The organism is Exiguobacterium acetylicum DSM 20416 (assembly GCF_000702605.1).
GTDB classification, from domain to species: domain Bacteria; phylum Bacillota; class Bacilli; order Exiguobacteriales; family Exiguobacteriaceae; genus Exiguobacterium_A; species Exiguobacterium_A acetylicum.
Genome location: NZ_JNIR01000001.1, coordinates 388442 through 410888 on the forward strand (window position 1 = coordinate 388442; position 22447 = coordinate 410888).

The following is a 22447-nucleotide window of genomic DNA, read 5'->3' on the forward strand; positions in this document are numbered from 1 at the left end:
GAGGAGGAAAATGATGATGGAAGTCCAAATCATTACAGCAGAAGAAGTCATCCCATTACGGCATGACGTATTGCGCCCGCATCAACCACGCGAAGCGTGTATCTACCCAGACGATGCCTTGCCATCGACGTTTCATCTCGGCGGGATAAAAGGACAACAAATCGTCGCAATCGGTAGCTTTTCGGAACAATCGCATGCACAAGCGCCAGGAGCGACATATCAGCTTCGCGGCATGGCATCGAGTGAAGATGTGCGTGGTGAAGGCTATGGTCGGGCGCTGATTGAAGAAGCCCGTCGTCTCTTGAAAGAACGACAAGTGACAGCTTGGTGGTGTAACGCCCGCGTCACGGCACTTCCTTTTTATGAGCGTCTCGGACTTGAACGTGTCGGAGAACCCTTCCTTATTGAAGGGATCGGTCTTCACTATGTCATGATCGACCGTCTAGACGACAAATGAAACAACAAATGGCGGACGAAGGAATCGTTTCACACGAGTCCTTCGTCCGCCATTTTAGATCATATAAAAAATCGCCACTGGAGATAACTCCTAGTGGCGACCCATCACCGTATTCTTCGGAAAGAATTAAAGTGCGTTTACGAGTTTAGCGAGACGTGATTTGTCACGACCAGCTTTGTTGCTGTGGATGAGACCTTTAGCAGCAGCTTTGTCGATTTTTTTAGAAGCTGTAGCGAAAGTAAGGACCGCTTGGTCTTTGTTACCTTCAGCTGCGAAAGTTTCGACTGCTTTAATCGCTGAACGCATTGCCGATTTACGTTGTACGTTAGCGACGCGGCGTTTTTCAGCTGTTTTAACGCGTTTTTCAGCTGTTTTAACGCGTTTGATTGCTGATTTAATGTTAGCCATGGATGATTCACCTCCAATAAAACTCATTCGAGATTTATATTCGCATATCTGCAGTTATCGTTCAACAGAACAAACACAATTGTAGCAAACGTTTTTCTTAAAAGCAATACGACGTCTAGGGAATCTTCACATTTTGTTTTTCGGGTAAAACAAAACGAGATAGTACAGTGAAGCGCTTTTTGGTATAATGAACCGTATGTACGTTTGAAAATAAGGTAAGGTGACTCTAAACATGACGAATGAAGACCGTTTAAAGCGGCAGAAGAGTATTCGTAACTTCTCGATCATTGCCCATATCGATCACGGGAAGTCGACACTCGCTGACCGGATTTTAGAAAAAACTGGCGCGCTGACATCGCGCGAAATGAAAGACCAGACACTTGATGCCATGGATCTCGAACGTGAGCGTGGAATCACGATTAAACTGAATGCTGTTCAATTGAAGTATACAGCAAAAGATGGGGAAGACTACATTCTTCATCTCATTGATACACCGGGACACGTCGACTTCACATATGAAGTCTCGCGTTCACTTGCAGCTTGTGAAGGAGCTGTCCTCGTCGTCGATGCGGCGCAAGGAATCGAAGCGCAGACGCTTGCGAACGTTTACTTAGCACTCGACAACGATCTCGAAATCCTTCCGATCATCAACAAAATCGATTTACCTTCTGCGGACGTCGAGCGCGTCCGTCAAGAAATCGAAGATGTCATCGGACTTGATGCGTCTGAAGCCGTTCCGACTTCTGCGAAGGCAGGGATCGGCATTGAAGAAATTCTCGAACAAATCGTCGAGAAAGTACCAGCGCCGACGGGTGATCCGTCTGCACCGCTTGAAGCATTGATTTTCGACTCGTACTATGATGCTTATCGTGGTGTCGTTGCATCAATCCGAGTCGTCAACGGAACAGTTAAGGTTGGCGATAAGATTCGGATGATGTCGACAGGTAAGGATTTTGAAGTTCTGGAACTTGCCGTCGCGACGCCAAAACCATTACGTCAGCAAGAATTGACGGTCGGTGATGTTGGGACGTTGTCTGCGTCGATCAAAACGGTCGGCGATGTACGTGTCGGGGATACGATCACGCTCGCAAAACAGCCGGCTGCTGAAGCACTACCAGGATACCGGAAGATGAATCCGATGGTGTACTGTGGACTCTATCCAATCGATGCTGCGAAATACAACGATTTACGAGAAGCGCTTGAAAAATTACAACTCAGTGACGCGGCGCTTGAGTTCGAACCAGAGACATCACAAGCACTCGGATTCGGATTCCGTTGTGGATTCCTCGGAATGCTCCACATGGAGATCATCCAGGAGCGGATCGAACGAGAGTTCAACATCGATATGATCACGACGGCACCGTCGGTTATCTACCACGTGACGACGACAGCGGGTGAAGTCTTGCACGTCGATAATCCATCGAAGATGCCGGATCAGCAAAAAGTCGAATTCATCGAAGAGCCGTTCGTTAAGGCTGCTGTCATGACACCGAATGATTACGTTGGTGCCATCATGGAGTTGTGCCAGAAGAAGCGCGGAACATTCGTCGATATGCAATACATCGATACGACACGTGTCAAAATCACGTATGAGTTGCCGTTATCTGAGATCGTCTACGACTTCTTCGATCAGTTGAAATCGAGTACGAAAGGGTATGCGTCACTTGATTATGAATTGATCGGCTACCAACAGTCGCGTCTCGTCAAGATGGACATCCTCCTCAATAACGAAAACGTCGATGCGCTCAGCTTCATCGTTCACCGTGACTTTGCATACGAACGCGGGAAAGTCATCGTTGATAAGTTGAAGGAATTGATTCCACGGATGCAGTTCGAAGTACCGATTCAGGCTGCTGTCGGAACGAAGATTGTCGCGCGTTCGACGATCAAGGCATTACGGAAGAACGTTCTTGCGAAATGTTACGGGGGAGATATCTCTCGGAAACGTAAGTTGCTCGAGAAGCAAAAAGAAGGTAAGAAACGCATGAAGATGGTAGGCTCAGTAGAGGTACCGCAAGAAGCCTTCATGTCCGTTCTATCCATGGACGAAGATTAAACAGGTGGGGGGCGCTTGCGTCCCCTTTTTGGTTTTTATAGAGAAAGGATGAGGCGAAATGGGAATACGCGCCGCATATGTCCACATCCCTTTTTGTGAACATATTTGTTATTACTGTGATTTCAATAAAGTCTTTTTAAAGAATCAGCCCGTCGATGAATACCTCGATGCACTCGAACGAGAAATCGAACTGACGCTGAAACAATATCCGACGGATCATCTCGAGACGATCTTCATCGGGGGCGGCACACCGACCGCTTTGAATGAACCACAGATGCAACGGCTGATGGAAATCATCCAGAAGCACTTGTTGCCACTGACAGGTGATGATTTAGAGTATACGGTCGAGTCGAACCCGGACGGTGTATCGGAAGAGAAGCTCGATATCATGAAGGCGGGTGGTGTCAATCGCGTCAGTTTCGGTGTCCAGTCGTTTGACGACGGGTTGCTCGAACGCATCGGTCGGACGCACCGCGAAGCGAAAGTCGCGCAGACGCTCGATGCCGCAGCGAAACGGTTTGACAATATCTCGGTCGACTTGATGTTCGGATTACCGAACCAAACGCTCGATCAGGTCCGCTACGACGTCACGCGGGCACTTCAATTGCCGATCACGCATATCTCATCCTATTCATTGATTTTGGAACCGCACACGGTCTTTGCGATTCAGGAGCGAAAAGGAAAATTACCACTTCCGACGCAAGATCTCGAGGCGGAGATGTATCAAGTGATGATCGACACGATTGAAGCAGGCGGATATGCGCAGTATGAGATCTCGAACTTCGCGGAAGCTGGAAAAGAGAGCCGGCATAATCGTGTCTATTGGGAAAACGATGAGTACTACGGATTCGGTGCAGGCTCACACAGCTACATCAATCAGACACGTCGTGCGAATATCGCACCGATTCCGCGCTATATCAAGGCGGAAGGGTTACCGGTTCGCAAAGAGACACCACTGACGAACGTCGAGCGGATGGAAGAAGAGATGTTCCTTGGACTTCGAATGAAGGATGGCGTATCACTCGAACGATTCCGGACGAAATATGGAGTAGCGTTTGAAGATGTGTTTGGTGACGTCATGAAACGGTTGTTACCAAACGGTCTCGTCGAACAAACGGAGACACATATCCGTTTGACGCCAGCCGGGGTTCCGCTAGCGAACGAAGTCTTCGCAGAGTTCATCGGTGAAGCGCAGGTTCAATGAGTTTTAAATAAATGAAAAGAAGCGGTGTTTCCTTAAAAGAGGAATACCGCTTCTTTTCATTTTTTTGATTTCCTTAAAAAATAGGCAGTCGTTCCGATGACCGCGATGAACAGCCAGACAAAGACTCCTGCCATTGCCAATAATTCAATCATCCGATTCATCCTTTCCGTTCTTTGTTTCACTGTATCGCAGAATGGGAAACTGTTCAAAGGGTCACGCAATTCGGTTGACATCGGACGGACAATTCCTTATAGTAAAAGATGTAATTAGCACTCATTAAAAGTGAGTGCTAACAAAATAAGGTGGTGAAGAAGGTGCTGACGGATCGTCAATTGTTGATTTTACGTGCAATCGTCGATGATTACATCAAGACTGCTCAACCCGTCGGCTCACGGACGCTCTCCAAGCGAGACGACGTGACGTTCAGTTCCGCGACCATTCGTAACGAGATGGCGGACCTCGAAGAGATGGGTCTGATTGAAAAGCCACACACTTCCGCAGGACGGATTCCTTCCGAACTCGGATATCGTTTTTATGTCGACCATCTGATTCGTCCGGAAAGCATCACACCAAAAGAAGCACAGGCATTGAAATCACTCTTTGCCCATTCCGTGAATGAGAATGATCGGTTGATTCGGCACACAGCAGACCTGTTGAGCGATTTAACCCATTACACGACGCTTGTACTTGGACCAAAAGAAGACGGACAACGCCTGCATCATTTAGAATTGATTCCACTTGCCGAGGGTCGTGTCGTCATCGTTCTCGTCACGGAGACGGGGCATGTCGAACACAAGACATTGCAATTGAATCAAGCGTTGTCCCAAGAAGCAGCGAGCCGCCTGATGGAACGTCTGAATCAGACGTTACGCGGTACGCCGCTCTCAGCCTTACGCAGTCGCCTGCTTGAGGAAATCCGTCGCTTCCGTTCAGAGCATTCTGAACAGACGGTATTGCTCTCGAAGGCACTTGATCTCGTCTTGACGGATCAAGAGGAGCGCCCGTTCATCTATCTGGGCGGGAAAGCCAACATGTTCGATCAGCCCGAATTTCAGGACGTTGCCAAACTACGACCTGTTCTCGAGTTGATCGAACAGCAAGAAGCCGTTCTCGATTTCCTCCGACCGAATCTCGATAATCAAATCTTGATCACGATCGGGAGTGAGAACAATGTGGATGCATTAAAAGATTGTAGCGTCATCCGGGCCCATTATTCGGTCGACGGTGTCTCGATCGGGACACTCGCCTTGATCGGACCGAAACGGATGGATTACAACCGGGGAATCAACTCGATCATCCATCTACTTCAAGCATTCCAAACCGAATTGCATAAGAACAATTTGGATTGAATATAGAAAGGGGCTCGATTCAGAGTGGAAGAAAAAGAACAGAATCAAAACCTCCAACAAGAAGAAAACGTGACAGAGCCGACTGAAACCGTCGAAGTCACAGAAGAAGAAGTCATCCAAGCGGATCTCGTCGAAGACGAGAAACCAGACTTCGAAGCACAACTCGCAGAAGCAAAAGCTTCAGAGTTACGCCTCCGTGCGGACTTTGAGAACTTCAAACGTCGCAACCGTGTCGAAGCGGAGAACCGCGCGAAGTATTCTTCACAAGCGATCGTCGAAAAGCTATTGCCGCTCGTCGATAACTTGGACCGTGCGCTCCAAATCGAGACAGAAAACGATGAGACGAAATCCGTCTTGACGGGTGTCGAGATGGTAAAACGTCAACTCGTTGAAACGCTTCAAAATGAAGGCGTCGTCGAGATTCCAGCTGTCGGTGAAGCGTTCGATCCGAACTTACACCAAGCAGTCGTTCAAGAAGCGAGCGAAGAACACGAATCAGGTATCGTCATCGCTGAATTCCAAAAAGGGTACAAATTGCACGATCGTGTGATTCGTCCGAGTATGGTCAAAGTAGCTGAGTAATCAGCTTGCACTTTATTATTCCAATCATTGAAAGCGAGGAAATAGATCATGGCAAAAATCATTGGTATTGACTTAGGTACAACGAACTCATGTGTCGCAGTAATGGAAGGTGGCGAACCGGTCGTCATCGCTAACGCAGAAGGAAACCGTACGACACCATCTGTCGTCGCATTCAAAAACGGTGAGCGCCAAGTAGGGGAAGTCGCAAAACGTCAAGCGATCACGAACCCGAACACGATCATGTCGATCAAGCGTCATATGGGTACGGACTATAAAGTAGAAGTCGAAGGCAAAGACTACACACCACAAGAAGTCTCTGCAATCATTCTTCAAAAATTAAAAGCACAAGCAGAAGACTACCTCGGTGAAAAAGTCACAGAAGCTGTCATCACAGTACCAGCTTACTTCAACGATGCAGAACGCCAAGCGACAAAAGACGCTGGTACGATTGCTGGTCTTGACGTAAAACGGATCATCAACGAGCCTACAGCGGCAGCACTCGCATACGGTCTCGAAAAAGGCGAAGACCACACGATCCTCATCTATGACCTTGGTGGCGGTACGTTCGACGTGTCGATCCTTGAACTCGGTGACGGTGTCTTTGAAGTTGTTTCAACTGCTGGTGATAGCCGTCTCGGTGGAGATGATTTCGACCAAAAAATCATCGATCATCTCGTAGCAGAATTCAAAAAAGAAAACGGCATCGATCTTGCTCAAGATAAGATGGCGCTTCAACGTTTAAAAGATGCAGCTGAAAAAGCGAAAAAAGACCTTTCAGGTGTTTCTTCAACACAAATCAGCCTTCCGTTCATCACAGCTGGCGCATCAGGTCCACTTCACTTGGAAATGACGCTTTCACGCGCGAAATTCGACGATCTCACAGCAGATCTCGTTGAACGTACGATGGAACCAACACGCCGTGCTATGAACGATGCAGGTCTGACACCAGACAAAATCGACAAAATCATCCTCGTTGGTGGTTCGACTCGTATTCCTGCAGTTCAAAAAGCAATCCAAGACTTCACTGGTAAAGAATCGTTCAAAGGGGTTAACCCGGATGAAGTCGTTGCCCTCGGTGCAGCGGTTCAAGGTGGCGTATTGACAGGAGACGTCAAAGACGTCGTTCTTCTCGACGTAACTCCACTCTCACTCGGTATCGAGACAATGGGTGGCGTGATGACGAAATTGATCGATCGTAACACAACGATCCCGACTTCAAAATCACAAGTCTTCTCAACTGCAGCAGACAGCCAACCAGCTGTTGACATCCACGTCCTCCAAGGGGAACGTCCGATGGCAGCAGATAACAAAACACTTGGTCGCTTCCAATTGACGGACATTCCACCAGCACCACGTGGCGTGCCACAAATCGAAGTTAAATTCGACATCGATGCGAACGGTATCGTTAACGTTTCTGCGAAAGATCTCGGAACGAACAAAGAACAGTCGATCACGATCCAATCATCAAGCGGTTTGACTGAAGCGGACATCGAGCAAATGGTCAAAGATGCAGAAGCAAACGCGGATGCTGACAACAAGCGTAAAGAAGAAGTCGAATTACGCAACGAAGCAGACCAACTCGTCTTCGCGACAGATAAAGCAATCAAAGACCTCGGTGAGCAAGTCGCTGACGCTGATAAAGAAAAAGCAGAAGCTGCAAAAGAAAAAGTAACAAAAGCTCTCGAAGGAACAGACATCGAAGCAATCCGTTCTGCAAAAGACGAATTGTCGACAGTTGTTCAAGAGTTGACACAAAAAGTCTACGAGAACATGGCACAGCAACAAGCTGGCGCTGAAGGCGCACAAGCTGGTAGCCAAGACGATAACGTCATGGACGCTGAGTTCGAAGAAGTCGACGAGAAAGACAACAAGTAATTCATCCGACCGATTTTTCGGGCGCTAGAGAGAGCCAAAGCGTATCCGCGCTTTGGCTCTTTCCATGTCGCACGAAGTTCGGTAAAATCAAACAGTATGAAATGAATCGGAATAGAGAGAGGAAGACTGCACGTGGAAAAACGCGATTATTATGAAGTACTAGGCGTCGCGCGCGATGCCTCATCAGCGGAAATCAAACGCGCGTACCGTAAGCTTGCCCGGACGTACCACCCAGACGTCAATAAGGAAGCCGATGCGGATGCAAAATTTAAGGAACTATCGGAAGCGTATGAAGTGTTATCCGATGACAATAAACGAGCACGTTACGATCAATTCGGTCACCAAGATCCATCACAAGGTGGCGGTGGATTCAGTGGAGCAGAAGGATTCGGCGATATCTTTGACATGTTCTTCGGTGGCGGACGTCGTCAAGATCCAAACGCACCACGTAAAGGACAGGATTTACAATACGTCGAGGAAATCGACTTCATGGAATCGGTCACAGGCGTCGAGAAGACGATCACGATTCCAGTCGAAGAAGATTGCGGTACTTGTCATGGTTCAGGTGCTAAACCAGGAACACATCCGGAAACATGTAAACGATGCGGTGGTTCGGGGCATATCAACGTCGAACAAAACACGATGTTCGGTCGTGTCGTCAACCAAACGACATGTTCGACATGTCATGGCCGTGGACAAATCGTCAAGGAGCCATGTGAAACATGTCGTGGAGCCGGTCGCGTTCGTAAAAACAAAGATGTCCGTGTCAAAATTCCAGCAGGGATCGACAATGGGCAACAAATCCGCTTAGCAGGAAAAGGGGAAGCCGGTGTCAACGGTGGACCAGCGGGTGACTTGTATGTCGTCGTTCGTGTCGCAGCACATGAATTGTTCGAACGTGTCGACGATCATATCGTCATGGATATGCCACTGACATTCGCGCAAGCAACACTTGGCGATGAGATCGAAGTGCCAACTGTTCACGGTAAGGTCAGTCTGAAGATTCCAGCCGGAACACAGACAGGATCACGATTCCGTCTCCGCGGAAAAGGGATGCCGAACGTTCGGTCCGGTCACCATGGCGACCAGTACGTCAATGTCGTCGTCATTACACCGAAGAATCTGACGGAACGTCAAAAAGAACTCTTACGGGAATTCAATGAAATTAGCGATGAAAAAGGTGTCGAAGAGCAACACGAAGGTGTCTTCAGCCGGATCAAGACATTCTTTACAGGGTGATCACTACAGAGGAGCGTGACAAGAAATGAAATGGTCAGAGATCTGTGTCCATACGACACAAGAAGCCATCGAAGCAGTTTCAAACATCTTACATGAAGCGGGAGCAAGCGGAGTCGTCATCGAGGACGTCGAAGATTTCGAGATGATGTCCCACCGCGAAGATAACTTCGGTGAAATTTGGGATGAGACGAAACGAGACGAGTATCCGACACAAGGTGTACTCGTGAAGGCGTATCTTGCAGAAAGCAGCGATTTGACGGACACGATCAAAGGCATCGAACATGATATCCAGCAGTTGACGAACTTCGGTTTGTCGATTGGCACGGGTGCTGTCACGCTGACTCAAGTAGATGAAGAAGATTGGGCTCATTCATGGAAACAATTCTATAAGCCGGTCAAAATTAGTCGCCATCTGACCGTCGTCCCAATGTGGGAAGATTATACACCACAACCGGATGAAAAAATCATCGAGCTCGATCCAGGTATGGCATTCGGAACGGGAACACACCCGACGACGGTCCTCTGTATTCAAGCGATTGAGAACTACTTGCAAGAGCAAGACCGTGTCGTCGATGTCGGAACGGGATCCGGTGTCCTAGCGATTGCAGCTGCGAAGCTTGGGGCAAAGGATGTCTTTGCACTCGATTTAGACGAAGTCGCTGTCAAATCAGCGACGGAAAACGTCGCTTTGAACGAAGTCAGTGAGCAGATCACGGTCCGTCAAGGCGACTTGATGAAGGAATTGAGTGAGCCGGTCGAGTTGATCGTCGCGAACATCTTAGCGGAAGTCATCCTTCTCTTCGTCAAGGATGCTTATACATTGACGTTACCAGGCGGTCATTTCATCGCTTCCGGTATCATCAGTCAGAAGAAGGATATGGTCGTACAAGCGATGCAAGAAGCAGGTTTCACAATCGTCGAGACGACGAAGCTTGAGGACTGGGTCGCGATCATCGCGAAACGGGAGGCGTAAACGCATGCAACGGTATTTCGTCGAGCCCTCGATGCGTCAGGGAGATGTGTTTCATCTCCCGAAAGACGACGCACACCATATGAAAAACGTCATGCGGATGGAAGTCGGCGGAGAGATTCTCGTACTCGACGGGACAGGTCTTTACCGGTGCCGCCTGGAAGCACTCGATAAACAAGTGGCTTCTGCCCGGATCGAAGAGACGCTACCGATTGAGACGGAGTTACCGATTCGTGTGACGATCGCCCATGGATTGCCAAAAGGCGATAAAATCGAACTCGTTGCCCAAAAAGCAACGGAACTCGGGATCCATCATCTACGGATTTTCGAAGCCGACCGTTCCGTCTCGAAATGGGATCAAAAGAAGGTTCCGAAAAAGATTGAACGACTCGAAAAAATCGTCAAGGAAGCAGCGGAACAATCGTACCGTGCCCACTTGCCGACAGTCGACTTCGTGGCGTATGATGAAGTCTTACAGGATGCATCGAACTACACGGCTTGTCTGGTTGCCTATGAAGAATCAGCGAAACAAGGGGAGGCCTCCGTCCTCGCTACGACGCTTGCTGGGCTGCAAGAGGGCGATTCCCTTCTTGTCGTCATCGGACCTGAAGGTGGGTTCGCTGAAGCAGAAATCGCACGTTTGACGGAGGCCGGTTTTAAAAAAGCCGCTCTAGGGCGTCGCATCTTACGGACGGAAACGGCACCATTTTATGTCCTTTCCGCCGTCTCGTATCATTTTGAATTGAAAGGGTGAACGAAATGGCAACTGTTGCCTTTCAAACGCTTGGCTGTAAAGTCAACCATTACGAAACAGAAGCTGTCTGGCAACTGTTTAAGGACGCTGGCTACGCACGCGTTGATTTTGCTGATCATGCGGACGTGTATGTCGTCAATACATGTACGGTCACGAATACCGGAGATAAGAAAAGTCGCCAAGTCATCCGACGGGCGATTCGCCAAAATCCGGATAGTGTCATCTGCGTAACGGGCTGTTATGCCCAAACGTCTCCTGCTGAGATCATGGCGATTCCTGGCGTCGATGTCGTCGTCGGAACGCAAGATCGGCATAAAATGATTGGATACATCGAACAATTCCAAGAAGAGCGCATGCCAATCAATGCGGTCGGAAACATCATGAAAGCAAAAGTCTATGAAGAACTAGATGTACCGGCCTTTACGGACCGGACACGGGCTTCGCTGAAAATTCAGGAAGGTTGTAATAACTTCTGTACGTTCTGTATCATCCCATGGGCGCGTGGTCTCATGCGGTCTCGTCAACCAGAAGATGTCTTGAAGCAAGCACAACAGCTCGTTGATGCGGGTTACAAAGAAATCGTCTTGACGGGAATCCATACAGGTGGATACGGAGAAGACTTGAAAGACTACAACTTAGCAAAATTACTTAAAGCACTCGAATCTGTCAATGGACTTGAACGCTTACGCATTTCGTCGATTGAAGCGAGTCAAATCACGGACGAGGTACTTGATGTCCTGAAGGATTCGCCGATCGTCGTTCGTCACTTGCACGTTCCGATCCAGTCGGCATCGGATACGGTCCTTCGCCGGATGCGCCGGAAGTATACGATGGCAGAATTCGGAGAACGGATCACGCGTCTGAAGGAAGTCCTTCCTGACTGTGCGATCACATCGGATGTCATCGTTGGTTTCCCAGGTGAGACGGAAGAAGAGTTCATGGAAACGTTCAACTTCATCAATGACCATAAGTTCAGTGAGTTGCATGTCTTCCCGTACTCGAAACGGACAGGAACACCAGCTGCGATGATGGAGGATCAAGTCGAGGAATCGATCAAAGAAGAACGCGTCGCGCGTTTGATCGCTTTATCGGATCAACTCGCGAAGGAATATGCTTCGAAATACGAAGGAGAACTGCTTGAGATCATTCCGGAAGAATTCTCGGAGGAAGCAGGCGGTCGTCTCGTCGGTTATACGGATAACTATTTGCGTGTCGCAATCGAAGGCGATGAGTCAATGATCGGTCAACTCGTTCGTGTCAAAATCACGAAAGCCGGTTATCCGATGAATCACGGTCAATTCGTTCGAATCATGCAGACATTAAAAGACGCTGCGGTCTAATGATTCGTAAAAGCGATCTTGATATACGCATATAAGAAAACAGCCTCGAAATAGGGGCTGTTTTCTTACGTTACTATATAAGGTGCTTTAGATTTTTAAAACAACTTGTAATCGATTCATTTTAGAAAATGATTTTATGTTATGGTTTTTATAAGTAGATGATTACCAGAAATAAAGCCTTGTAACAGTGGCATATTACTTCACATACAAAGGAATTTTCCAAAATGAAAACAAACGGATTATCAGTTCTATCAGTCACCTTAACAGTATTGATGTTCATCGTTTTATTTAATCAAGATGCAGTTGCGCATAGTTCAATCATTTTGGTCGTGCTAATAATAAGTATTACTTGTTTGACGTTTTTAAACATAGATAAGAAAAAACAATGAATCAATCATTGCATTGAAGACTAAGGACGACATGCATTGCTTTTCTTACTTAGAGAAGCATCGCATGTTATTTTGTTTTCATTTCAGGAATGCGCTACACTGAATACAGTTCAATTAAGGAAAGAGGATATCATTCATGCGAATCAACAAATTCATTAGTGAAACGGGCTTTTGCTCAAGGCGTGCTGCCGATAAATTAGTCGACGCAGGTCGTGTGACAATCAACGGTCTGACGGCAGAACTCGGCTCGCAAGCTGAAGAGACGGACGTCGTCGAAATCGACGGTCAACCACTCCAAACGAAACCAAAACCTGTCTACATCGTCTTAAATAAACCAGTCGGCATCACATGTACGACGGAGCTTGATATCGAAGGAAACATCATCGATTTCGTCAACCATCCGAAGCGGATTTTCCCGATTGGTCGTCTCGATAAGGATTCAGACGGTTTGATTCTGTTGACGAATGACGGTGATGTTGTCAACCGGATCTTACGAGCGGAAAACAATCACGACAAGGAATATATCGTGACCGTCGACGCACCGATTACGGATACGTTCATTCAAGGCATGGCGAGTGGAGTCGACATTCTCGGTACGACGACGAAAGAATGTATCGTTGAGCCGCTCGAGACACGGACGTTCCGGATCATTTTGACACAAGGGTTAAATCGTCAGATTCGCCGTATGTGTAAAGAGTTCGGCTATCGGGTCAAACGCCTGCAACGCGTCCGAATTATGAACATCGAGCTCGGTGATTTACCGATCGGTTCTTGGCGTGATTTGACGGAAGCGGAATTACGCGAATTGTTTACGACGCTTGACGGGCAATAAGGTTCAATGAAAGTCGCCATTGGCGGCTTTCTTCATACATAAGGGGGATGACCGTGGATAAACGGGGTATGAGTGCGACATTCGTCGCCTACGTAATTGGTGGACTATTACCGATCTACAAAGTATTTGCAACTGGTATTCCAGCATGGACGGTCGTTTCAATTCGGATATTGAGTGCGTTCATCTTCGTGACGTTATTACTGCGACTGACGAAGAAATTCCGATTCGTTCGTCAACTGTGGCAAAACAAACGCCAGCGCTATACCGTGCTTGCAGCAGGGCTTGTACTAGGTGGAAATTGGTCGCTCTATCTGTACGCCATCGGGGAAGGCTATATCGTTGAGTCGTCACTCGGGTATTACATCAATCCGCTCGTCAGCGTCTTGTTCGGTTTGATCTTTTTTAAGGAACGTCTGACGCGTCCGCAAATCATCGCCATCTTATCAGCGATCATCGGTGTGATGATTCTAACGCTCGGTTATGGTCAATTTCCGATCATCGCCTTCTCACTTGCCGTCTCGTTTGCTTTTTACGGTGTACTGAAGAAAAAGGCGGCAGCGGAACCATTATCCGGATTATTTCTAGAGACACTGGTCACGCTCCCGTTCGCTCTCTTGACGCTTGGTGTGACAGATAGTCAACCGCTTGCGATGCCAATGAGTGCGCTGGTTGCGATCATCATGCTCGGGATCGCAACAGCAGTCCAATTGATGTTATTCGGATACGGGATGCCGAAAATCCCGTTCGTCTACGTCGGGATTCTCCAATACATTGCTCCGACGTTGACGCTACTACTTGGAATTTATCTATTTAATGACGTCTTTACGACGATTCACTTCATCGCCTTCCTGTTCATTTGGATTGCCGTTGCTTTATTTACGATCAGCGGTTTATCGGCAGGAAAGATGCGAATGAAGAAAGTGTCATAACGAAAGAAGGGAATACATGAATCTACCTGGATTCTTCGCGACACTTGTCGCGTATATCATTTGGGGACTCTTACCGCTCTACTGGAAGATGCTCGCCAATGTACCGAGTGAAGAGATACTGGCACACCGGATTATCTGGTCGTTCTTATTTCTGCTCATCTTATTGTCGTTTCAAAAAGCTCTTGGGAAATGGAAGACGGCGTTACGCGATCCGTTCACACGTCGACTCTTTTTCTTGAACGGACTGATCATCAGTCTAAATTGGTTCATCTATATTTGGGCCGTCAATCATCAATTCATCGTTGAGGCATCGCTTGGCTATTACATCAATCCACTCGTCAGTATCGTCTTCGGTGTCTTTTTCTTTCAAGAAAAGCTCTCACGGATTGAATGGATCTCGATTGTCCTTGCGACAATCGGCGTTTTGATTTTGACGATTGGTTACGGTGAGTTTCCATGGATCTCGATCGCTCTTGCCTTAAGCTTCGGCTTTTACGGCGTCGTCAAAAAGCGGCGACCGCTGGAATCAACGGTCAGTTTGACGCTAGAAACGATGGCGCCGCTTCCGCTGGCTTTGATCTTCCTCGGGTATTGGCAAGTACAAGGGTCGTCTTCGATGACCGAATCCGTCGGTACGATGACCGGACTCATCTTGACCGGGATCGTCACCGCCGTTCCACTTTTGTTATTTGGATTCGGGGCACAACGAATTCCGTTCACATGGGTCGGATTCCTTCAATTCGTCGCACCGACCTTGTCACTTGGACTCGGTGTATTGCTCTATCACGAGCCGTTTACTAAAACGCACATGGTGGCGTTTACATGTATTTGGACAGCAGCGATCGTCTTTACGCTCAATGGTGTCTGGATTCGGAAAAAACAGCTCCGAAAAGTCGCGTAAAAAGATAGAAGTCTGACCTCTTGCGTGATAGAATAAAAACAGAGTCTAAGGGATACCCTTAAGGAGGACAACAAACATGAATTTAGCAGGAATGATCGACCACACGGCACTGAAGCCAGAAACATCACGTGCTCAAATCGAAACACTCTGTAAAGAAGCATTAGAATACAAATTCGCAAGCGTCTGTGTTAACCCAACTTACGTCGCGTTAGCAGCAGAACTCTTAAAATCAGATGATGACGTCAAAGTCTGTACAGTCATCGGCTTCCCGCTTGGAGCAAACACTCCAGAAGTGAAAGCATTCGAAACAAAGGATGCGATCCAAAACGGTGCTACAGAAATCGATATGGTTTTGAACATCGGCGCATTAAAAGATGGTGATCTTGAGTTAGTAGAACGTGACATTCGTGCGGTTGTCGAAGCGGCAAACGGTACACTCGTTAAAGTCATCTTCGAAAACTGCCTTCTTACAAAAGAAGAAATCAAAACAGCTGCTGAACTTTCAGTTAAAGCAGGTGCTAACTTCGTGAAGACATCGACTGGTTTCTCAACGGGTGGTGCAACAGTTGAAGACATCCGTCTCATGCGTGAGACAGTTGGTCCTGACATCGGTGTTAAAGCATCTGGTGGTGTTCGCGACTTCGAAGGTGCAAAAGCAATGATCGATGCAGGTGCATCGCGCATTGGTGCATCAGCAGGAATCGCAATCGTTACAGGCGGTTCGTCTGACAGCGACTACTAAGAATATCTGGCATGCCCCTCTTGTTTAGAGGGGCATGTTTTTTTTATGGGACTATTCTGAATTTAAATTTTGTATTAAGAAGTCGGACATCGCTTCCGATAATCAGATGTAGAATGTCGGAAGGATGTGGAATGAATGAAACGATGGAGTGGAATCATACTGGCATCGACACTTAGCCTCGCAGGGTGCGGCAGTGTCATCGATGATCCAGAACGGGCAGTCAAGGAGCGGAAGGAAATGGCAGTCGTCTTGTCGGATGTGGGTCTTGGCGATCAATCATTCAGCGATGCGGCGATGAGTGGTATGGCGTTGTTACGGGAGAAGGAAGGCTGGTCGATCGATTACCGAGAGTTAAATGAAACAAAGACTTATAAAGCAGCATTCGAAGCGTTAGCGAAAAAGAAACCGACCGTCATCGTCGGGCTTGGCTTTATGGGGCAGACGGATCTTGAAACCGTTGCTAAAAAATATCCAAAACAACAATTCGCTTTGATTGATGCTGTATCGACGTTACCGAACGTACTCTCGGTTACGTTCAAAGAGGATGAAGGAAGCTACTTAGCGGGTGCGGCTGCAGGGATTCAAACGAAGACGAACACGATTGGTTTCATCGGTGGGATGAAGTCGCCTCTGATCGAGAAATTTGAAAAAGGATACATAGCTGGCGCTAAAGCAGTCAATCCAAAAACGAAAGTACTCGTCGAGTACGCAGAGGACTTTGCAGCCCCGGAAAAGGGACGGACGCTCGCAAACGAAATGATGCAGAAAAAGGCAGACGTATTATACGCAGCTGCTGGATTGACGGGAAGCGGTGTCCTGGAGGCAGCGCAAACGAAGGGGAAAAAAGCGATCGGTGTCGATAGCGATCAAACTCCGATCGCGCCTGACGCTGTCATGACGTCAATGCTAAAACAAGTTGATCTTGCGATTACGAAAATCGGACAAGATGTGGCTGCGAAAGGTCTACAGTCCGGACAAGTCGTCCTGGGTGTCAAAGAAGGGGCAATCCAATTGGCTCCAATCCGAAACACGAACTTTACGGACGGGGAACGAAAAAAATTAGAGCAGCTACAACAAGACGTGCTCGAAGGTAAGGTGACGATTCAATGACGTTACGGAAACGATTTTTACTCTCAACGTTAGTGACGATTTTGAGTGTCGTCATCTTGATGGGATGGACCTTGTTCCAACTCCGTCAAATTCAATCCTATAACGAAGACTACGGGAAACAGCTCGTTGAGATTTCAGAACTCGAAACGAAGCTCTTATATGAACAGGCAGCATGGAACCGACTGGCAAGCCAGCCGTCTGAGAGTCAAGCGGAGCAAGTACAGGCTCTTAGCAAAAAGAACGAACAAGCCTTGAATCAGCTACAAAAGACGTATTTGATTCCTGCATTTCAAGAAGAGTTGAACCGGGCGGATATGAAATATAAGACGCTCGCTGCGAAACGGACGGACCTGACGGACGCGATGAATCCGATTGAGATTCGCTCCCATGCCGCACGAATCGAAGGTGTCCTCAGTGATCTCTACACGTTACATACGAAAAATGGAGAGTTTTATGATGTCTTACAACGTGAAGCAAAAGACGAGACTTTGAATTTGACGAGGACTGTCCTAATCGCGACATTCATCCTCCTGATCGGTCTTGCGCTATACAACTGGTACTTCGCCCGTAGCATCACGCGACCGATCAGCCGTGTCGTCCGGACAGCAGAGCAAATCTCGGACGGAGACTTGTCACAGGAACTAGTCGTATCCGGTCGAAAAGATGAGATTGGTCGACTCGAGACAGCGGTTGCCCAGATGCAAGGAACCTTGCATGAGGTCATCGGAACGATCAGTCGTTCGTCGAATACGATTCGTCAGATGAGTACGGAAGCGACGACAGAGAACGCGAACATCGTTGAAGTTTCTGGCAACATGACCCATGCGATCAATGAGATGGCAAGTGGTACTCAAACGGTGTCGGACGATATCCAGACGACAGTCAGTACGATGTCCGATATGCAACAGCTCTTTGAAGAGAGTGAACAACGCGCACAAACCGCTTATGCAGAAGGACAGGCGGCCGATCACGTGATGGTTCAAAGTAGTTCCGTCATGGAACAGCAAGCACGGTCACTTCGCGCGTCAACGGAACAAAACCGCGAACTCGGTCAGAAACTGGAAGGTTTCTTAGAACAGACGCAACAAATCGAGCAGATGGCACAACTCGTCGCCGGAGTCTCCGCACAGACGAACTTATTGTCACTCAATGCGGCAATCGAAGCGGCGCGGGCAGGGGAAGCCGGTCGTGGATTTGCTGTCGTGGCAAGTGAAGTCAAAAAATTAGCCGACGAGACACACGAGGCGACGCGCTCAATCTTCTCACTCGTCCGTTCAATTCGTCAGGACGGTGCCGTCTTACAAGAAGCACTCGTACAAGCGGAGCGGGAGCAGACAAACCAGGTCGAGAACTTCACGCACGTTCAACAAGCATTCGGCGAGACGCGTCAAAAGGTAGCAAACGTGACAGAAACACTTGATTATGTAACGAAACAACTCGTTCATTCGAAAGAACAAGCCCGCCATGTCGTTGGTCAAGTCAGCACAGTCAGTGGCGTCATGGAAGAACTTGCAGCTGGAAATGAAGAGATTGCTGCTTCGATGCGCGATCAACAGGCATCGTTCGAACAGATTCATCAATTGATGCAAGAACTCGAGTCAACGACGACGTCGCTTGATAGTCAGACACATCAATTCAAAATTTAATGAACACAGCAAAAAGTGCACTCCTTCTCGGAAGAGAAGAAGTGCACTTTTTCTTGAATCGACTTAGAAGAAGCTTTCTGGATCGAGCTCATTCGTCCGTCCATTCGCATCATACTGGTACCCACCATCGTGGATTTCAAAATGCAAGTGTGGACCAGTCGAGTTACCGGTGCTTCCGAGCACACCGATTTGCTGTCCTTGTTTGACTTGTTGTCCCTGTTTGACGTTCAAGGCATTCATATGGGCATAAACGGTCGTATACGTTTTCCCGTCGATATTATGAGAGATATAGACGTGGTTGCCGTAAGGACCACCTGAACTTGCTAAAATGACTGTTCCACTTGCAGACGCGACGATTGGCGAGTTGAGTGGACCAGCGAAGTCTGTTCCATTGTGATACGCATAACCATTGCTTCCGCTTGCCGCACCCATTCCTTGCGAGACAGAGCCTTGAGCAGGTTTAATGAATTTACCTTTTGCTTTTGAGATGACTTTCGTACTAGCCTTACTAACAGATGCTGGAGCTGCTGATTGTTTCGCAGCTTTTGCGGCAGCTGCCTTTGCTGCTCGGGCTGCTGCTTTTTCAGCTGCTTCCTGTGCCTTCAGTTGGGCCGATGCCTCTTTCAGGCTGAGGATGTTAGATTCGATTTTTTTCTTTTGCGACGTCAGACGCTTCAAAAGTGCTGTGCGCTTTTGTTTTTCTTGTTTCAGTTCACGTTGTTTCTTTTTTAAAACATTACGATCTTCAATCAAATCTTGGCGTGTCTGCTTTAGTTCTTCTTTGGCAGCTGCCAGTTCTTTTTTGTTTGATTCGTAATCTTTTAACAAAGAAGCATCGCTTTCCGCGATCGTATTAAAGGCATTGAAGCGGCTGATCATATCACCGACATCTTTTGCGCCGAAGACGGCTTCAAGGAGCGGGGCGTTATCAGCTTTAGACTGGCGAACTGCCAAGCGATCACCGAGCATTTTTTCTTGCTTCTTGATTTTCTTTTGTAACTTCTCGATCTTATCTTCTAATCGAGCGATCTGTTTCGTGTTTTCGTCGATCTTCTTTTGATTCTCGACGACTTGTAACGTCAGCCCATTGATCTGTTGATCAAGTGCATAGACTTGTTGCTGTGCTTTAGAGAGCTGATTATTTTTTTGAGACAACGCCTCGCGTTGTTTCGATTGTTGTTGCTGGTTTTGTTGTTGCTTCTCTTTATATGAACTTGCCGCGTCGACGGGAGTCGTCGTCATGAGCGGACTTGCGAGTAGAGTGAGTGTCATGAGCGATAGCCCAAGTGACTTTCCGAAAGGTCGTTTCATAAACTAAGCGTCATTCCTTTCCCTTGTGAAGTGTTACCTTTCCCACTCTAACAAGAAAATCGGAAAATCCACTTTACAATTCTTTTAAAAAAATGCAAGAGAAGCTAGCGAAAAGTATGAAGAATTTATGAAAATAATGATGCGTGAACAGAAGTATAAGTAGAAAATGTTGATATGAAAGGAAAAATCAATGTGTAATTGATTGATTTCCGAATGATGTCAGAAGATATATTTTTGTAACATCATATAAATAGAAGGTTTATTAATGTTTGAAAAAGGTATAAGTATAGTTTTTATAAAATGAAAAAGTGCCCCGAAAGGCACTCAATACGAATCATTCCTCATAAATCATCTTTCGTGTCATCCCACCGTCTAAGACTAGTGTTTCGCCGGTCAAGAAATCATTATCTGGATGTGTTAGATAAAGAGCGGCTCGAGCGACATCACTTGGTTTTCCAACACGGCCGGCTGGATGTTGACTATGATCTTCAGGTGATAATTCTTGATAGTCACCGGTTTCAATCCAACCAGGAGCAATCGCGTTGACGAGTATTCCGTCTTCTCCGAGTGAGACAGCAAGTGCATGGGTCAGAGCAAAAATACCACCTTTCGTAGATGCATACGATTCTGTATGCGGTTCCGACATGAAGGCACGGGTCGAAGCGAGATTGACGATCCGACCACCACTTTTACTTTGTTTCAAATAAGGTGTAGCGGCCTTAGTCGTTAAAAAAGATACTACGCAGGTTCGTATGATGAACCCGATCCCATTCCTCAAGTGACAATTCGAGTAAGGGTTTTCGAATCATGATACCGGCGTTATTGATGACGATGTCGATGCGACCAGTATGTTCAATCGCTTTTTCAATCAACAGTTGAACGTCTTTTTCGTGTTGGATATCGAGGTGATAGAAGTAAGCCGTTCCACCATCTTCTTCAATTTGTTGAACTAGTTCGTCTCCTGTCATCTGATCGATATCAGCAAGAATGACATTTGCGCCATGCGCAGCATATGTGCGGGCGAGTTCTGCTCCAATTCCATTCGCGGCTCCCGTAATGATGACGGTTTGATTAACATGATTCATAAAAAATCATCCTTTCTGTAACGCTTCTCTCCCTTTTTTACCGTTCCATCATATCCTGAAACCTGACAGGATTATCATCCGTAGGAACAGGGAAATAGAAAAGCGTTGAAGTTACTTTAGAATGGGGGAAAATAGGAATGAAATTCTCAAATCAACAATTAGAAAAACAACAAAATCAATATGCCGAAGATGCAAAAGATTATATCGATCGTCCGAAAAAGACGAACTCGCTGTTACAACGAGCAACTGCAAAGGTAAACGGTAACTCTCGTTTGTCCGTCGTCTTCTCGCCATTGACGTTGTTCGTCGATATGATTCGCGCGTATCAATCAGGTGAATACCGTAACATTCGTCGTACGACGATCTTAAAAGTAATCGGCGCGTTGATTTACCTCGTGTCACCGATTGACCTTGTACCTGATTTCGTACTCGGATTCGGTTTCGCAGACGATATCGCGGTCATCCTCTTCGTCACGAAAACAGTCTTTGAAGAATTGACACGTTTCAGCGACTGGCAGGATGAACAACAAAAGCGTCGTACGCAACCAGTACAAAGTGAGGATGCGTATTAATTAAATTAGATGATCCGAGCGACTTCAGACCAGAAGTCGCTCTTCTTTGTCCACAAAGAGCCGTTTCCTGTACGCCCTCTTGAAATTTCGATACACTAAAAATAGTTGGTAAAAAGAGAGGGAGGGCGAAGATGGGACACCACTGGATGGAATCATACGGTTATATCGGGATCATGATGACGCTCATGTTTCCATTCATACCGAGCGAAGTACCGCTCGCGTATGCCGGATATCTCGTGCATACCGCACAGGCGAACCTACTATTCATGTTGTTCCTCGCTGTGTTGAGCTTCGTCATTAGTCAGAACCTCTTCTTTACAATTGGTCAGTTCGGGAGTGAACGGTTATTGAATCGTTTATTCAAATGGTTTCGGATTTCAGAAACAAAAATGCTTCAGTTTCAAACACAAATGGAGACGAAAGGGCGCTATATCCTTCTTCTGTCTCCGATGTGGCGCATCGGATTTGCGATTGGTGCAGGTCTGACGGGTGTCTCGCGCTGGACATTTACCGTCGTGACGACGATTTCCTTCCTCCTTTGGTCAACGATATTCATTTGGGGCGGGAAAGCCGTCGGTCATGAATGGCGAAAGTTGCATCACCTTAATCATCCTGTGGTCTGGATTGGACTAGGGATGCTCATTACTGTAATCTACTTGATCCAGAAAAAGAAAAAGGCAAAAAAAGAGATCTAGA

General features: G+C 47.2%; 20 protein-coding genes and 1 pseudogene. 18 read left to right on the plus strand and 3 right to left on the minus strand.

Annotated elements, in window-relative coordinates:
* The first annotated feature begins 13 nt into the window (after nt 1-13).
* A complete protein-coding gene (locus P401_RS0101980; RefSeq protein WP_029340995.1) occupies nt 14-457 on the plus strand; it encodes a GNAT family N-acetyltransferase in 444 nt (147 codons plus the stop codon).
* Between the two features lie 126 nt (nt 458-583).
* On the opposite strand, the gene rpsT is transcribed toward P401_RS0101980, so the two are convergent.
* Nucleotides 584-865, minus strand: a complete 282-nt coding sequence (rpsT, locus tag P401_RS0101985) for a 30S ribosomal protein S20 (RefSeq protein WP_029340996.1) — start codon at nt 863-865, stop codon at nt 584-586.
* A 232-nt stretch (nt 866-1097) separates the two neighbouring features.
* On the opposite strand from rpsT, the gene lepA reads away from it, so the two are divergent.
* The 15 genes from lepA to P401_RS0102065 all read left to right on the plus strand — a co-directional run bounded on the left by lepA (nt 1098) and on the right by P401_RS0102065 (nt 18783).
* Complete coding sequence (gene lepA / locus P401_RS0101990) at nt 1098-2921, plus strand: translation elongation factor 4 (protein ID WP_029340997.1); 1824 nt, start codon at nt 1098-1100, stop codon at nt 2919-2921.
* A 58-nt stretch (nt 2922-2979) separates the two neighbouring features.
* Nucleotides 2980-4125, plus strand: coding sequence for a radical SAM family heme chaperone HemW (hemW, locus tag P401_RS0101995; protein WP_029340998.1), 1146 nt, complete (start codon nt 2980-2982; stop codon nt 4123-4125).
* A 314-nt stretch (nt 4126-4439) separates the two neighbouring features.
* Nucleotides 4440-5474 (plus strand): heat-inducible transcriptional repressor HrcA, encoded by a 1035-nt coding sequence (gene hrcA / locus P401_RS0102005; RefSeq protein WP_029340999.1) that lies wholly within the window; start codon nt 4440-4442, stop codon nt 5472-5474.
* A gap of 24 nt (nt 5475-5498) precedes the next feature.
* Nucleotides 5499-6056 carry a nucleotide exchange factor GrpE gene (grpE, locus tag P401_RS0102010; RefSeq protein ID WP_029341000.1) on the plus strand — a complete coding sequence of 186 codons (558 nt, stop codon included), beginning with the start codon at nt 5499-5501 and terminating at the stop codon, nt 6054-6056.
* 48 nt (nt 6057-6104) lie between these two features.
* On the plus strand, nt 6105-7931 hold the full coding sequence (dnaK, locus tag P401_RS0102015) for a molecular chaperone DnaK (RefSeq protein WP_029341001.1): 1827 nt from the start codon (nt 6105-6107) through the stop codon (nt 7929-7931).
* A gap of 132 nt (nt 7932-8063) precedes the next feature.
* A complete protein-coding gene (dnaJ, locus tag P401_RS0102020; protein WP_023467442.1) occupies nt 8064-9170 on the plus strand; it encodes a molecular chaperone DnaJ in 1107 nt (368 codons plus the stop codon).
* Between the two features lie 25 nt (nt 9171-9195).
* Nucleotides 9196-10143, plus strand: a complete 948-nt coding sequence (gene prmA / locus P401_RS0102025; RefSeq protein WP_029341002.1) for a 50S ribosomal protein L11 methyltransferase — start codon at nt 9196-9198, stop codon at nt 10141-10143.
* A gap of 4 nt (nt 10144-10147) precedes the next feature.
* Nucleotides 10148-10894, plus strand: a complete 747-nt coding sequence (locus tag P401_RS0102030; RefSeq protein WP_029341003.1) for a 16S rRNA (uracil(1498)-N(3))-methyltransferase — start codon at nt 10148-10150, stop codon at nt 10892-10894.
* A 5-nt stretch (nt 10895-10899) separates the two neighbouring features.
* Nucleotides 10900-12234 carry a tRNA (N(6)-L-threonylcarbamoyladenosine(37)-C(2))-methylthiotransferase MtaB gene (mtaB, locus tag P401_RS0102035; RefSeq protein ID WP_029341004.1) on the plus strand — a complete coding sequence of 445 codons (1335 nt, stop codon included), beginning with the start codon at nt 10900-10902 and terminating at the stop codon, nt 12232-12234.
* Nucleotides 12235-12759: 525 nt separating this feature from the next.
* Nucleotides 12760-13455, plus strand: a complete 696-nt coding sequence (gene rluF / locus P401_RS0102040; RefSeq protein WP_029341005.1) for a 23S rRNA pseudouridine(2604) synthase RluF — start codon at nt 12760-12762, stop codon at nt 13453-13455.
* 47 nt (nt 13456-13502) lie between these two features.
* Entirely contained in the window at nt 13503-14384 is an 882-nt protein-coding gene (gene rarD, locus P401_RS0102045; RefSeq protein WP_231925698.1) for an EamA family transporter RarD, read from the plus strand.
* A 16-nt stretch (nt 14385-14400) separates the two neighbouring features.
* A complete protein-coding gene (gene rarD, locus P401_RS0102050) occupies nt 14401-15285 on the plus strand; it encodes an EamA family transporter RarD (protein WP_029341007.1) in 885 nt (294 codons plus the stop codon).
* A 76-nt stretch (nt 15286-15361) separates the two neighbouring features.
* Nucleotides 15362-16027: a deoxyribose-phosphate aldolase gene (deoC, locus tag P401_RS0102055; RefSeq protein ID WP_029341008.1), complete on the plus strand. Its 666-nt coding sequence runs from the start codon at nt 15362-15364 to the stop codon at nt 16025-16027.
* 135 nt (nt 16028-16162) lie between these two features.
* Entirely contained in the window at nt 16163-17137 is a 975-nt protein-coding gene (locus P401_RS0102060) for a BMP family lipoprotein (protein ID WP_029341009.1), read from the plus strand.
* Entirely contained in the window at nt 17134-18783 is a 1650-nt protein-coding gene (locus tag P401_RS0102065; RefSeq protein WP_029341010.1) for a methyl-accepting chemotaxis protein, read from the plus strand. Before P401_RS0102060 ends, P401_RS0102065 begins: the two co-directional genes overlap by 4 nt.
* Before the next feature lie 63 nt (nt 18784-18846).
* Here the strand turns inward: P401_RS0102065 and P401_RS0102070 are convergent, their stop codons facing one another.
* Together P401_RS0102070 and P401_RS17435 are read right to left on the minus strand one after the other, a co-directional pair.
* Complete coding sequence (locus tag P401_RS0102070) at nt 18847-20094, minus strand: murein hydrolase activator EnvC family protein (protein WP_029341011.1); 1248 nt, start codon at nt 20092-20094, stop codon at nt 18847-18849.
* 334 nt (nt 20095-20428) lie between these two features.
* Nucleotides 20429-21179 (minus strand): annotated as a pseudogene (locus P401_RS17435) (SDR family NAD(P)-dependent oxidoreductase).
* A gap of 137 nt (nt 21180-21316) precedes the next feature.
* Here P401_RS17435 and P401_RS0102080 point away from each other — a divergent pair.
* Nucleotides 21317-21751, plus strand: coding sequence for a YkvA family protein (locus P401_RS0102080; protein ID WP_029341012.1), 435 nt, complete (start codon nt 21317-21319; stop codon nt 21749-21751).
* A gap of 131 nt (nt 21752-21882) precedes the next feature.
* Nucleotides 21883-22446: a DedA family protein gene (locus P401_RS0102085; protein WP_029341013.1), complete on the plus strand. Its 564-nt coding sequence runs from the start codon at nt 21883-21885 to the stop codon at nt 22444-22446.
* Nucleotide 22447 lies beyond the last annotated feature (1 nt).

Excerpts from the sequence above, each read along its gene's own strand:
- P401_RS0101980 (WP_029340995.1), top strand. The coding sequence starts at position 14 with ATGATGGAAGTCCAAATCATTACAGCAGAAGAAGTCATCCCATTACGG.
- rpsT (WP_029340996.1), bottom strand. The coding sequence starts at position 865 with ATGGCTAACATTAAATCAGCAATCAAACGCGTTAAAACAGCTGAAAAA.
- lepA (WP_029340997.1), top strand. The coding sequence starts at position 1,098 with ATGACGAATGAAGACCGTTTAAAGCGGCAGAAGAGTATTCGTAACTTC.
- hemW (WP_029340998.1), top strand. The coding sequence starts at position 2,980 with ATGGGAATACGCGCCGCATATGTCCACATCCCTTTTTGTGAACATATT.
- dnaK (WP_029341001.1), top strand. The coding sequence starts at position 6,105 with ATGGCAAAAATCATTGGTATTGACTTAGGTACAACGAACTCATGTGTC.
- prmA (WP_029341002.1), top strand. The coding sequence starts at position 9,196 with ATGAAATGGTCAGAGATCTGTGTCCATACGACACAAGAAGCCATCGAA.
- P401_RS0102030 (WP_029341003.1), top strand. The coding sequence starts at position 10,148 with ATGCAACGGTATTTCGTCGAGCCCTCGATGCGTCAGGGAGATGTGTTT.
- mtaB (WP_029341004.1), top strand. The coding sequence starts at position 10,900 with ATGGCAACTGTTGCCTTTCAAACGCTTGGCTGTAAAGTCAACCATTAC.
- rluF (WP_029341005.1), top strand. The coding sequence starts at position 12,760 with ATGCGAATCAACAAATTCATTAGTGAAACGGGCTTTTGCTCAAGGCGT.
- rarD (WP_231925698.1), top strand. The coding sequence starts at position 13,503 with ATGACCGTGGATAAACGGGGTATGAGTGCGACATTCGTCGCCTACGTA.
- rarD (WP_029341007.1), top strand. The coding sequence starts at position 14,401 with ATGAATCTACCTGGATTCTTCGCGACACTTGTCGCGTATATCATTTGG.
- deoC (WP_029341008.1), top strand. The coding sequence starts at position 15,362 with ATGAATTTAGCAGGAATGATCGACCACACGGCACTGAAGCCAGAAACA.
- P401_RS0102060 (WP_029341009.1), top strand. The coding sequence starts at position 16,163 with ATGAAACGATGGAGTGGAATCATACTGGCATCGACACTTAGCCTCGCA.
- P401_RS0102065 (WP_029341010.1), top strand. The coding sequence starts at position 17,134 with ATGACGTTACGGAAACGATTTTTACTCTCAACGTTAGTGACGATTTTG.
- P401_RS0102070 (WP_029341011.1), bottom strand. The coding sequence starts at position 20,094 with ATGAAACGACCTTTCGGAAAGTCACTTGGGCTATCGCTCATGACACTC.
- P401_RS0102080 (WP_029341012.1), top strand. The coding sequence starts at position 21,317 with ATGAAATTCTCAAATCAACAATTAGAAAAACAACAAAATCAATATGCC.
- P401_RS0102085 (WP_029341013.1), top strand. The coding sequence starts at position 21,883 with ATGGGACACCACTGGATGGAATCATACGGTTATATCGGGATCATGATG.